Origin of the sequence: Pseudoalteromonas luteoviolacea NCIMB 1944 (assembly GCF_001625565.1) — a bacterium.
GTDB classification, from domain to species: Bacteria; Pseudomonadota; Gammaproteobacteria; order Enterobacterales; family Alteromonadaceae; genus Pseudoalteromonas; species Pseudoalteromonas luteoviolacea_F.
The window spans coordinates 134,945-147,579 of the sequence record NZ_AUXS01000097.1 but is presented as its reverse complement, the minus strand read 5'-3'; the positions used below and the strand labels follow the sequence as shown (position 1 = coordinate 147,579).

The following is a 12,635-nucleotide window of genomic DNA, read 5'->3' as shown; positions in this document are numbered from 1 at the left end:
CATACTTTCGCAATTACTCCTTCAAACTACTTCATGTCACACTTAGGCGTGTGCGCAAGGTCACTTTTGCTGTACACTAGACGAAAATCAAAAGTGTCCTTTATTCGTTAACTTAATCAATTACTTGGAAGTAAAATGGCAAATTTTTCTACTCACCTTAAAGCATCGACTGTAGTGAGTGCGACTTTGAGCTCTGTGTTGCTTAGTATGGGAGAGATCAATGGTTTTGGGGCACTTGGACTGTTCATCGTTGGTGCACTTGCAGGTCTATTGCCCGATCTTGATTCAGACAAATCCAGATCCTTGAATAGTCTGTTTAGCGTATTTGCAATTTTGGTTGCTGGTATCCTTATACTCAATTACAAATTTAGTTCGGTGACTGAAACGTGGTTAGTAGGATTGCTGGTCTACGTCACCTTTATGTATCTCATAAAACCCATTTTTGAACACTTTACGGTCCATCGAGCAACACTGCATTCAATATCTGCCGTTGTGATGTTTAGTTTGCTTACATTTCACGGCTCTATTCTGTTCGGTACCTCATTACACACCGCATTGTTGACCAGCATTTTTGTATGCACGGGTGCGCTAACACACCTGATCTTAGATGAGTGCTATAGCGTCGACATTGACAATAAAGAGCTCAAGGCTTCTTTTGGCACGGCAATGAAACTGCTCGATTTAAGGTACCCTATTACCTCCTTGTCACAGGTCGCTGTGTCAGCTGGCTGTATTTACTTTGCTATGCCTTATTTTGCAGACATTACATCACTGCTCATTGACTGGTCAGATAAACTGCAAGCACTCAGCTTTTTTCCTGACTTAGAAAATCTATCTTGGCCTAAACTGTTTTCTTAGTCGCCGCATTGCTGCCAAAGGCCCTGTAAATGAGGTCTATGCAAACTTTACTGTACATTTGAATTCGGCGTAGTAATTTCGTATACATGCCAATTTGTGGTAAGTTACGCCCTCAAAATTATTCGTTACCTTAAATAAAGGATATCCGATGGCTGAGTTTTTTAACCAAATCAGCGGCCTGTTGTGGGGACATATTCTTATATATCTACTCATCGCAGCTGGTGTTTTCTTTACAATACGACTTGGGTTTATTCAATTTGCCCAGTTTCCACACATGATCAAAGTCATGGCCAATAGCCGAAATAACGCAGGCGAAGGGATCTCCTCTTTCCAAGCCTTTTGTACATCACTCGCAGCACGTGTTGGCACTGGTAATATGGCGGGCGTTGCTGTTGCACTCTATTTAGGCGGCGCTGGCGCAATCTTTTGGATGTGGTTAATTGCACTCATTGGTATGGCGACCAGCTTTGCTGAAAGTGCACTAGCTCAGCTTTATAAAATCAAAGATGAAGAGGGTAACTACCGCGGTGGCCCTGCTTATTATATGCAATACGGCCTTAACAAGCGTTGGATGGGGATCTTGTTCTCACTCTGTCTTATCCTAGCTTTTGGCTTAGTATTTAACGCAGTACAATCAAATTCCATTGCAGCAGCTTTTGAAGTGGCATTCGATGTACCTAAGTATGTAATGGGTATTTTGCTGGTTATTGGCTCTGCTGTCATCATTTTTGGTGGCCTTAAAACCATCGCTCGTTTTGCTGAGCTTGTTGTGCCATTTATGGCATTGGCTTACTTGATGGTGGCACTTTATGTTTGCTTCAGCAATTTTGAGTTGCTCCCAGAAGTATTTATGCAGGTCATCAATAGCGCCTTTGGACTCGAGCAAGCCGCTGGTGGTGCAGTAGGCTACGCAGTCATGCAGGCGATGATCCAAGGTATTAAACGCGGCTTATTCTCTAATGAAGCAGGTATGGGTAGCGCCGCAAATGCTGCGGCCAGTGCAACGCCTAACCCAAACCACCCAGCATCACAAGGCTATGTACAAATGCTTGGTGTATTCGTAGATACCATTGTTATATGTAGTGCGACGGCGGCACTGGTTTTACTTTCAAACCAGCTTGTGCCCGACTCAGGCGTAACTGGTATTGCGCTTACACAGGCCGCGTTGGTTGAACACGTAGGTGAATGGGGTGCAATCTTCATCGCAGTGGCTATTTTCTTCTTCGCATTTACGTCTATCGTGGCAAATTACAGTTACGCTGAAACCAACTTGATGTTCTTACAAGAGAACAAAATGGCGATGATGGTGTTCCGTATTTGTGTGTTAGGCATGGTGATGTTTGGTGCCGTAGGTGAACTAGGCCTTATTTGGACACTTGCAGATATCTCTATGGGCCTAATGGCCATTGTTAACGTCGCTGCGCTATTTATGCTATCTGGCATTGTTATTTGGCTTGCCAAAGACTATAGGGCACAGCTAAAAGAAGGCAAAACGCCTAAGTTTGACCCTAGTAGTCGACCAGAGATAGCTAAAACCCTACCTAAAGGAATTTGGCGCAATTAATATTTGCTCTTTAAAAAAAGCGGCGGTCAATCTGCCGCTTTTTTGATTTCCCCGCATTCCCTCACTGTTTCAATCACAACGTCTCAGCTGCCATTTATGAAAGCCAACCACCAACTCCATTACTATTCGGTGAATAACAACAATTGTTATAGTATAACATTTCAAATATACTAGAGCGCAATCGTCACTCTAATGAGCATAATTTGGAGCAAGCAATGCAAAGTAACAAAGAGCCGATCACCGCGATCCCAACCAACATCATCACTGGCTTTTTGGGTGTAGGCAAAACATCTGCCATCACACATCTTCTTAGTCACAAACCCGAAAACGAGAGGTGGGCTATTCTTGTTAACGAGTTTGGAGAAATTGGTATTGATGGCAACTTACTTAGCAAACCAAAAGATCAACAAGTGTTTATCCGAGAAGTCCCCGGCGGTTGCATGTGCTGTGCATCGGGCTTACCGATGCAAATTGCCCTGAATCAATTGCTCAAAGAAGCCAACCCACACAGGTTACTTATTGAACCAACGGGGCTTGGGCACCCTGTAGAAGTGTTACAGTTGCTGTCTAATCACTATTACCAGCAACTACTCAGCCTCGAAAAAGTTATCACGCTAGTCGATGCTCGCAATCTAGAAGACAAACGATTCACAGATCATCCTACTTTTAATCAGCAAATCTCTATCTCAGACGTGATTGTTGGTAATAAACTAGATTTGTACAACGCACACCATAAAACAACCCTTGAGAACTATTTAGCAGACAAAAACTTTAACGACAAAACGGTGCAGTTTTGTTCGCATGGTCAGTTAGACCCTCGGTGGTTGAGTGGTAAAACGCAAAATACTACCAAGCCGCCCTGCCACCACCATCATCATCACCAAACAGATTCATCTCGTGATATTAATGCTGAACCGTTTCCAGAAGAGGGGTTTCTTAGCGCCCAAAATGAGGGAGAAGGCTTCGCAAGCGTTGGATGGCGATTCGCACCGGATCAAATTTTTGACCGAGCTAAGTTACGCACATTTATCACAGGTGTAGATGCTTTGCGATTAAAAGCCGTGTTTATCACAGCACAAGGCATTTTTGGTTATAACAAAACCGCTGATGGCACAACGGAAATCGAGTTGGATGAATGTAGCGAAAGCCGCATCGAAGTTATCGGCAATCGTATTTGTCCAGATATAGAGGCCACTCTACTTGATTGCTTGGCGTCCCATCGCTAATTGCTTAACAACAACACCGTATTAAATTATTTTTAACCAATTTTACAAGGCATGTTAAGGAGGGACAACACGACATAAATCACAAACACAGCTGTAAAACAGCTTTTTAGTAAGCGGATCAAAGAAAGAAAACAAAATGAAAACAAACACATCAATCCTGATTGCCACCTTTGCAACACTGATTTTTTCCAGTGTGGTAAGTGCATCAGCAATTAATCAAACGAAAGGGGACTTCGAAGACAAGTTCCGTCAATTAGATGAAGTATTGCCTACACCAAACGTGTATCGTAATGCAGCGGGAGAGCCTGGGCAGCAGTACTGGCAACAAAAGGTCGATTACAAAATCAAGGTGTCACTAGATGAACAAAAGCGTCGTCTAACTGGCCATGAGAAAATCACCTATCATAATAACTCCCCCTATCGATTAAAGTACCTGTGGGTGCAACTTGATCAAAACATCTTTAAAGATGATTCGATAGCAAATATGGCCAATAATTTCGGCGGTGTTGGTCGACGAGGACCTTACACTAAGCCGGGCAACGAAAACAAACCTGCAAAAATCAGCCTTGGCGAACTAAGACGCCAGCAGTTTATGGCTGACAATGAATTAGGTTATGAAATTAGCGCTGTGACTGATCACCGAGGCAAAAAGTTGAGCTTTACACTCGTTGGTACACAAATGCGTATCGACTTGCCCAAACCGCTCAAGTCAGGAGACTCGGTAAAATTTGCCATTGATTTCGCATTTAACATTGTCGAAGAAGATGCCGTATCTGCGCGTTCTGGCTATGAGCACTTTGCCGATGATCCGCGCCCCGGTGGCAACGATATTTACCTCTTAGCGCAGTGGTTTCCAAGACTACACGCCTATACCGACTACGAAGCCTGGACAAATAAAGAGTTTTTAGGTCGAGGTGAGTTCACCTTAGAATTTGGTGACTACGAAGTTGAGATTGATGTACCTGCCGATCACATCGTCAGTGCAACAGGTGTTTTAACCAATGCCAAACAGGTACTAACAAAAACTCAGCGCAAGCGCCTCAAAGAAGCAGAAACAGCTAAACGTCCAGTGTTTATTGTCACAGAAGAAGAAGCACTAGAAAACGAAAAAGAAGGTACCAACAAACGCAAGACGTGGAAGTTCAAAGCCGAAAACGTGCGTGACTTTGCATGGGCATCATCACGTAAGTTTATGTGGGATGCACGCGGCTACCAGCAAGGTGGTGAAGAGATGCCAATGGTGATGGCCATGTCTTTTTATCCAAAAGAAGGGGGCGACCTTTGGAAGAAGTATTCAACCGAGTCCGTGATCCATACCATGGAAGTATATTCACGCTTTTCTTTTGACTACCCCTACCCCACAGCGCAATCTGTAAACGGCCCGGTTGGTGGCATGGAATACCCAATGATCACCTTCAATGGTCCACGTACAGAGCTGCAAGACGATGGCACTCGTACCTACTCTCAAGCAGAGAAACGCTTCCTTATTGGCGTTGTGATCCACGAAATAGGTCACATCTACTTCCCAATGATTGTTAACTCCGACGAGCGCCAGTGGACGTGGATGGACGAAGGTCTCAATAGCTTCCTAGATGGTGTCGCGGGACGTGAGTGGGATCCAAACATTCCATGGGGTGTAGAGCCAAGAGATATTGTTGGATATATGAAGTCCGAGAACCAAGTTCCGATTATGACTCAATCTGACAGCGTATTAAATTTAGGCCCTAATGCCTACACTAAACCAGCTGCGGCTTTGAATATTTTACGCGAAGTCATACTTGGTCGTGAGCTATTTGATTTTGCTTTCAAAGAGTTCTCTGAGCGCTGGCGATTTAAGCGCCCTACCCCTTCTGACTTTTTCCGCACCATGGAAGAAGCCTCGGGCGTTGATCTAGATTGGTTCTGGCGCGGTTGGTTCTACTCGACTGATCATGTTGATATTTCAATCGACAAGGTATATCAAATGCGCTTAGATACCCACGACCCTGATATCGACTTTTCGCGTCAGCGACAGTTTGAGAACGATAAACCATCTTCGTTGTTCGTTGAGCGCAACAAAGCCGAGGGCAAAAAACTATGGGTTGAAATAAACCCTGATATCAGAGACTTTTATGACGACAATGACCGCTTTACCGTAACCAATAAAGAGCGCAATGAGTACAAAGAATTTCTCGATTCTTTAAAGCCTTGGGAGCGTAAAACACTCTCTCGTGCTTTAGAAGAAGACAAAAACTACTACGTACTTGAGTTTTCAAATATAGGTGGCTTGGTGATGCCAATCCTGCTTGAACTCACTTATGAAGACGGCAGTAAAGAGAGCCAGTATATCCCGGCAGAGATTTGGCGCAGAACCCCTAAACATGTTCGAAAGCTGATTGTCACAGACAAAAATAAGGTGCTGACACAAGTTGTTGTCGACCCTGGTTGGGAAACTGCCGACGTTGATGTAGAAAATAACCATTACCCGCGTCGCATTATTCCTTCTCGTGTAGAGGCCTACAAAAAAGAAAAAAGCACAGCCAAAGTGAAGCGCGATATTATGCAAGATATCAAAACTGAACTAAAAAGTGATGAAAAAGAAGAGGATAAATAATGATTAAGTATCTTCAACTGATCATCACAGCCGCTGCTCTGCTGCTCAGTACAGGTGTCTTCGCACATCAACAAAAGGCCGCGGAAACAACCGTTTTATTCAACAAAAACTCTGGGCAATTGGAGATCATGCATCGCTTTTATCTGCATGATACCGAGCATGCCGTGCAATCGTTGTTTGATAAAAAAGCTGATATCCTCAATGCCAAAAAAACACAGCAGCAGTTTGCTGATTACGTCGCTAAGCATTTTCAACTGAAAACACTGAGTGACAAAAATATCAGCTTAACTAATGTAGGTTTTGAAGTAGAGGGTAAGTTTTTTTGGGTCTACCAAGAAACCCAGATACCAAGCGCAGTGACTGGCATAAAAATGTATAACGGCTCGTTACGCGACTTGTGGCCTGCACAGGTCAACATGGTAAACGTTGAGGGGAAAGGCAAAGTCCGTACTTTGTACTTTAGCCGCGACGACGAGTGGCTTGTAGCGCGTTTTTAAGTTGCTGTTGACACGATAAAGATTAGGGAGCCTCCCGCCAGGTTGCTCCCTATTTTTATATTATCTAACAAATATATATGTTGTTTGCTCTACGGCAATACCAGCTACGTTGCCAGCTTTGTACACGCCACCTGCATATGCATAGATATTGTGGTAGTTAAGCATCGAATAGTCTGAGCCGGATCCACTACAACCTGATGCTTCATGCCAGAAGAGTCTAAACTGATGCTCGCCCGTCATACCATGATTTCGACCCAATGTATCTTGCAATGGAATACAACTCGCATTATTTAGCACTGCAATATCAGCGATAGCAAACACACCCACATCACGCATTGTGATCATCATTTCTTGGCTGTTGTTTTTATAATGAACCCACTGTGGATCCGTTAAGTGGTAGTTGTCATCAAACGATGTAATGTTTTGTGTTGCCGTGAAAAGTACTTCAAAGTTGTGAATATGGTTGTAAGCTTTACCCGGCACATAACGGATACCCATTAAGGTCCAACCGCCGCCTTCCATTTCCATGTCACAGAAAGTAGTAAACTCAGGCAAGCCGCCAGCCCCATCCGGATCTAGTGTGTAGTAGCCAGATTGTGAAGCTGGGTCTTTATCTAAAATTGCCTTACAACTCGTGTTGCCAAACGCTGGTTGAACATTTTTATTTGCACGGATTGTGGCCGTATCACCCCCAATCGACGTAATATCTTGAGCGAATAAATGGCCATTAATATCAAGCACGTTAATCACTTCATGTACATGTTCAAGCTCTGCATCACGAGACTGCTCCTCTTGTAAAAACAGCTCATGGCTTTCAAACTGCACTGGTAGTTCATCCACTTTAATCTGGTTAAGTTTATACACTTCACCTGTATCCAAATTACCAGACTTACTTGGTGCATAAATCGCTAAATATGAAACAGTTTGATTATTGCGCGTATTTGCGCTAGTTTGCAGCTCTTGAAACTGAACCTTGGCATTAAAACCAATTTGATTGACACTGCTTGCTCGGGCAACATACGCAAACCCACCATTGTCAGACTGAGGACTTAAAAATAAGTAAGGGACTTGGTCGTACTGCTGTGCAAAATTAAAAGTTTGGCTAGCCGTACTCAAATTGACCGTACCCACTTCCCAGATTGAACCGTCTTGCATCGTGTGCGTACCAACACTCATAGTAAGTGTCGATATCGTCTCATCTGCGTGAGCGCCATCTAGGTACTCCCACTCCTTAAAGCTTATTGTAAATGTACCATCCTGATTATTTTGCAGTGCTACCGCACCAGGTTGTTGATCAAGATTGCTAGCTACCCCTGCAATCACAACTTCATTCGCAGCAGCATTAACAATAGTACCATTGCTATTTGCGGTGTTCTCAACCAGAACAGTAGCACTGGCCGAACATACTGCGAGTATAGGTGCCATCAGCAAAGCTTGTTTTAACATATCTTTTCCTTTTATATTTGGGTATTTAAGCCGTTTCTTCAGCCTTTTTCTCGACCGCATTCTAACAAAGCCAGTGACCTTGACATATATAAATTGGAATAAGCTATTGAATTATCCTTAAAATTAGGATTATTGTATTAGAAAAATATGGGAGTTGCTTGAAACGCCAACGGTCAGTTAAATGAATGTGAGTACTAACTCAGTTTCAAACTGGAATATCGCAATCACGCGAGCAACACATGAATCCGATAATCTCATTGATAATAAAGCAACCTAAAATAGACTTTGAATTGCGCAATTTTCGTATTGTGATGATTTAATGTCCAAACAAACCAATTAGTTATTGCCTTTTCAAATAAAATCATTATAGTGACAAACCAAGTCGGCATATAGCGCAGCTTGGTAGCGCACTGTCATGGGGTGTCAGGGGTCGCAGGTTCAAATCCTGCTATGCCGACCAGCTTTCCTCTCCCTATTCAATTACTTATCTTTTTGCTTTCAATATTCAGCTTCTTTGATTTTTAATTTTTCTCCAAACATTTATAGCATCATGATTGTTTTCTACGTTTAAGCTCGTTTTTGTGGGTTAACTTTTGGACACAGCCAATAGTTGCAATGAGTTGTCAGTTTTTCAATATTGTTGGAACATTAGCTTGGTAGTCCATCGAGATCTGCTACGTACCAGGCTCAGTCATCTACAGCTTTGATTTCAAATCATTGACTCTGACCCCTTTGATTGCTGACCCCTTTGATTGCAAAGGTGACTATGATAAGGCCATTGCCTACTTTGAGTTGGCACTAGCTCAAAATCAAAAATTGCTTGGAAAGGAGCACCCCAGTACAAAAGTAGCAGCAAAGAATTTAGAATATGCCAAAGAGCTAGCAATGACGCAGCAAAAAGCTTCAAAAGGGTTATAACGCAAGCAAAATAATATTCTATATACCCTTTTTAAGGCCTGCTAGAATCGGACTTTGTTTACAAAACAAACTTAAAACAAAAACTGTAGGCCCAGATATACTATTCAACCACCCTGCTCTAGCTTAGGCAATCAGCAAATGAAGTAGCATCTATATCCGCTGCTAGCTTGGAGCCTAACAAACGTCATTAAATGCGTTACACGGTTTTTACTCACTAGTTTGCGGTTGCCTTTTTGTTGAAGCCATAGATTTTGAATGTTCGCCTGTTCACTCGCTTAAGATCCACCTCTAAGCGTTTTACTTCATCACTTTCTGTGTGTTTGCTCGAATGTTCCTGCCTTGTTAACCCTGCTTTGGAGTGTTCTATCCGTAATACCAGCATATGGGTAGCACCTTTATTTAATTAACCATTGCCAACGAATCTACACACATCTTCGTCATTAAATTACTGGCATATTTTTCTCATAAAACCGATTTTTCTAACTCATTCCCCAAACCAAATGTATCTACTCATTAAGCGGAATTACTCTTCATAAATAGAGTGAAAAACTCGTTTTATTTAGAATAACCCTTGTATCTCGATGTCAAAAATACAATTAATTTACCAACACAAACTCGAACACAATGAAATATAAAATTTACAAAAAGAACAATTATTAACCACAATTAATGCCACTTGAAAGCATACCAACCCAACTAATAATTGACGCTTGAAGTATGAATAATTTTATAAATTACAAAAAATAAATAAATTTAAAATTATTGCTTTTAAGTTAATGCCAGTACAAATAAAATAACCTATGGGAAACACCCATTAACCAAAGAATCAACATAAACCAATATGTGAAATTACTGTATGAATCGAGTCATATTTATTATATCTGCATGGTTGTATGCGAGCGTGACGCACGCAAATACCTTGTCTAACTTAGACAGCATGTATGCAATTACTCCCGAGGGTACTTCATCTACTGTTAACTTAACACTTACTAATCTTAATAAGCCTCTAATTATCTATAATGGTGATGCTAAACGAGACATGTTTCATCTCAAGTTCTCTGGCAGCATTAATATCAACTCAAAAATAGAAGTTTTAGGTCACCCTGCAAACCTGTTAATTACTTCGGCGAATAAGGTTACTTGTACAAATTGTAACTTCGAAAACGCAAAGCGAATTAGTATTTCTTCAGGTTCATTTTACTCAAATAGAATAGTCGCCAGTCAAAGTGGTCAAATTGACATCAAAACGTTAAATGCCAGAGGTGCTCAATCCCTCGAGCTTTATACAGATAATCTGATTACGTCAAGTAATACTCGTGTCGATATCAATTTAAAAGCTCTAAATCATAAAAACGAATACCTCATTATGGATGAATCAGGAGATATTGAGGTGGGCACAGGTGGTATTTCCCTTTATTTAGGGGGATATAGCGTCAATTATTCTGACGGTAAAATAACAGGCCCTAGCCTTCAAATGCTGCCATACAACTCAAGAACTTATAATGCAACGATAAACGGTCAATACAAAAGTGCTGGCTTTTCAGTTGCAACAAATAAGAACCTCACCATTGCAAGTAATACCAATATAAACACAGTAACCGAAGCGCTATCTTCTAGTAACTCAGACAATGGCTTGTTTGTCCCTAGTGAAGGCATTGCTATTTCACACATTGGCAAGCTCTCTGTGGGTGACCCATTTAATTTTGAGCCACGAGGGGTAGAACTACAAAGCGCAGCAATAGAAGACACTCAATCCTGGGGTCATGGTCGTGGCTTTTTCGTAAATCCAAATATTGTCAACTACGGTAAACTATACTCTGATGAAAACCTTAAGTTAGTTTCTCTATCACGTATCATTAACCAAGGTATCATATACTCGGGGGCCGCAGAGTTTATCTCTCGTTCTGGAGTAAGTAATTCAGGTCAAGTTGAAGCAACTGATATTAAAGTTTCAGGTTATTACTTTACAAACCAGAACAACATCAATGCTCGTACCCTCACCATAGAAACGCAAAAAGATATTGCCAACGGCTACGGTGGTATCATCAGAGCTAACTCACTTATATTGAAATCAAGAGAAGGAACTGTTGCAAATGGTACTCGTCGCAGTGGGCAGAACTTAACCTCGACACGTCCATTTTTGGAGTTAACCAGAGATCACGAAAACCTATCCCAGGGTATCTACCATAACTCTCAGGTTCAAAAGATAAAAGAAGTTAGCCATTCAAACCTGTCCGCTAAAATCTATGCCAACTCAATTCAAGTCGATGCACAAGCCTTTGAGAATATTAATTCATACAACATTCCAAGAGGTGCATCTGATTGGAGTTCAGGCATCAAGGTAAGCTCAGCAAGGTCTAACGATGTTGTGTTCCAAGCCGAGAACAAGCTTGAAATTAAAGCACCCAAGTACATATTAAACTCATCTGCAATTCTAAGCCTAAGCCAGTCTGGTGTCTTTGATATCAATAGTAATAAAGTATTTAACGAACGCTATAGATTAGATGTAGAGACAGGGTACTATTCGGGTGTCAGTTACACCAACGACTCTAAAACTGGCGTGATCTCATCAGAACAAGGGAGCCGCTCAAAAATCAACCACTACTCACCTCCTGGTCGAATCATCGTATTCGGTAAATTAAGAGTCAGTGATGGCACGCACAATGCTCGCTCGACACAAGAGTTCAACAATATGTTCTCTTATACAGAAGTATTTTCAAAAGCTTATTTCAATAATTTACAGCTTTCTTCAATTGGACTGCGTCTATCAAAAGACACGTATACGGCCACTTATGCTGACACTAAATATTGTCAAACAACTGGACGCTGCCGCTTCGAAAAAATAGATACTTTTGTAGAGTCTGAAACGCTGCTGTCTTTCCATGGCGGTGTATACGGCGTCAAAGAAGATCTGCCTTCGAGTAGTGATTTAAATGTGACAAATCTAGATGCACTGGGTACCGAAAAGAAAAATGAAGGTATCAAGTATATGAAAACATTTGAATATAACTATGGAATTGGCAACACTGCAATCGTCTCCTCTCAATCTACCAACGGCGATATTTTAACTTTTGTTGTGACTACCTGCCGCATGGTTATTCTGCCAGGCGATGGTGAAGTTTTACAGCCTGCGTGTAGTAATCAAACCCATACTGTGAACTTAAAAACTTTAGTAGATCAGAAGAATAAAGATAAAGACATCGATGGCACGAATTATACCGCAAGACAAATCGAAGACGCGCTGAACAAGCGTATTCAAGGTTATCTAAATACCCCTCCACCAAACACATTTGGCTCTCACTGGCTACCAACCTCTATTGTATTGACTGGTTATGAAATTAGTGCAGACAAGAAAGAGGTTAATTACTCATACCGTAAGTCTGGCTACAGTGCGATTGACGACATAGGAAAGCCTAGTGTTAAAGATTGTGAAACAAACAACAATACAATCGGCATAAATTGTAAGTTTGAAAGCGAGCATGTGTATACCTCTGTAGTGCTTGCAACCTTAATGAAGTGATAGGCTTGGAATT

8 protein-coding genes and 1 tRNA gene are annotated in these 12,635 nt (G+C 41.7%); 8 read left to right on the top strand and 1 reads right to left on the bottom strand.

What is annotated here, in order from left to right; genetic code table 11:
* Positions 1-135: 135 nt before the first annotated feature.
* The 5 genes from N483_RS25665 (at position 136) to N483_RS25645 (ending at position 6,738) form a co-directional block, all read left to right on the top strand.
* The gene (locus N483_RS25665; protein ID WP_023400405.1) at positions 136-858 is read left to right on the top strand and encodes a metal-dependent hydrolase; all 723 of its coding nucleotides are present in this window, start codon (positions 136-138) and stop codon (positions 856-858) included.
* A gap of 148 nt (positions 859-1,006) precedes the next feature.
* Positions 1,007-2,422 (top strand): alanine/glycine:cation symporter family protein, encoded by a 1,416-nt coding sequence (locus tag N483_RS25660; RefSeq protein ID WP_023400404.1) that lies wholly within the window; start codon positions 1,007-1,009, stop codon positions 2,420-2,422.
* A gap of 215 nt (positions 2,423-2,637) precedes the next feature.
* Complete coding sequence (locus N483_RS25655; protein ID WP_023400403.1) at positions 2,638-3,648, top strand: CobW family GTP-binding protein; 1,011 nt, start codon at positions 2,638-2,640, stop codon at positions 3,646-3,648.
* A gap of 136 nt (positions 3,649-3,784) precedes the next feature.
* Entirely contained in the window at positions 3,785-6,241 is a 2,457-nt protein-coding gene (locus N483_RS25650; protein ID WP_023400402.1) for a M1 family metallopeptidase, read from the top strand.
* Complete coding sequence (locus tag N483_RS25645; protein WP_023400401.1) at positions 6,241-6,738, top strand: DUF6702 family protein; 498 nt, start codon at positions 6,241-6,243, stop codon at positions 6,736-6,738. Before N483_RS25650 ends, N483_RS25645 begins: the two co-directional genes overlap by 1 nt.
* 60 nt (positions 6,739-6,798) lie before the next feature.
* On the opposite strand, the gene N483_RS25640 is transcribed toward N483_RS25645, so the two are convergent.
* The gene (locus tag N483_RS25640) at positions 6,799-8,184 is read right to left on the bottom strand and encodes a fibrinogen-like YCDxxxxGGGW domain-containing protein (RefSeq protein ID WP_023400400.1); all 1,386 of its coding nucleotides are present in this window, start codon (positions 8,182-8,184) and stop codon (positions 6,799-6,801) included.
* Positions 8,185-8,567: 383 nt separating this feature from the next.
* Between N483_RS25640 and N483_RS25635 the strand changes: the two genes are divergently transcribed.
* The 3 genes from N483_RS25635 to N483_RS25625 all read left to right on the top strand — a co-directional run bounded on the left by N483_RS25635 (position 8,568) and on the right by N483_RS25625 (position 12,622).
* A tRNA-Pro gene (locus tag N483_RS25635) sits at positions 8,568-8,644 on the top strand.
* A gap of 257 nt (positions 8,645-8,901) precedes the next feature.
* A complete protein-coding gene (locus tag N483_RS25630) occupies positions 8,902-9,102 on the top strand; it encodes a tetratricopeptide repeat protein (protein ID WP_036976703.1) in 201 nt (66 codons plus the stop codon).
* Between the two features lie 856 nt (positions 9,103-9,958).
* A complete protein-coding gene (locus tag N483_RS25625) occupies positions 9,959-12,622 on the top strand; it encodes a hypothetical protein (protein WP_063383414.1) in 2,664 nt (887 codons plus the stop codon).
* The last annotated feature ends 13 nt before the right edge of the window (positions 12,623-12,635 follow it).

What these genes read in the sequence shown, in the direction of transcription:
- N483_RS25660 (WP_023400404.1), top strand. Translation starts at nt 1,007, where the DNA reads ATGGCTGAGTTTTTTAACCAAATCAGCGGCCTGTTGTGGGGACATATT.
- N483_RS25665 (WP_023400405.1), top strand. Translation starts at nt 136, where the DNA reads ATGGCAAATTTTTCTACTCACCTTAAAGCATCGACTGTAGTGAGTGCG.
- N483_RS25625 (WP_063383414.1), top strand. Translation starts at nt 9,959, where the DNA reads ATGAATCGAGTCATATTTATTATATCTGCATGGTTGTATGCGAGCGTG.
- N483_RS25650 (WP_023400402.1), top strand. Translation starts at nt 3,785, where the DNA reads ATGAAAACAAACACATCAATCCTGATTGCCACCTTTGCAACACTGATT.
- N483_RS25655 (WP_023400403.1), top strand. Translation starts at nt 2,638, where the DNA reads ATGCAAAGTAACAAAGAGCCGATCACCGCGATCCCAACCAACATCATC.
- N483_RS25645 (WP_023400401.1), top strand. Translation starts at nt 6,241, where the DNA reads ATGATTAAGTATCTTCAACTGATCATCACAGCCGCTGCTCTGCTGCTC.
- N483_RS25640 (WP_023400400.1), bottom strand. Translation starts at nt 8,184, where the DNA reads ATGTTAAAACAAGCTTTGCTGATGGCACCTATACTCGCAGTATGTTCG.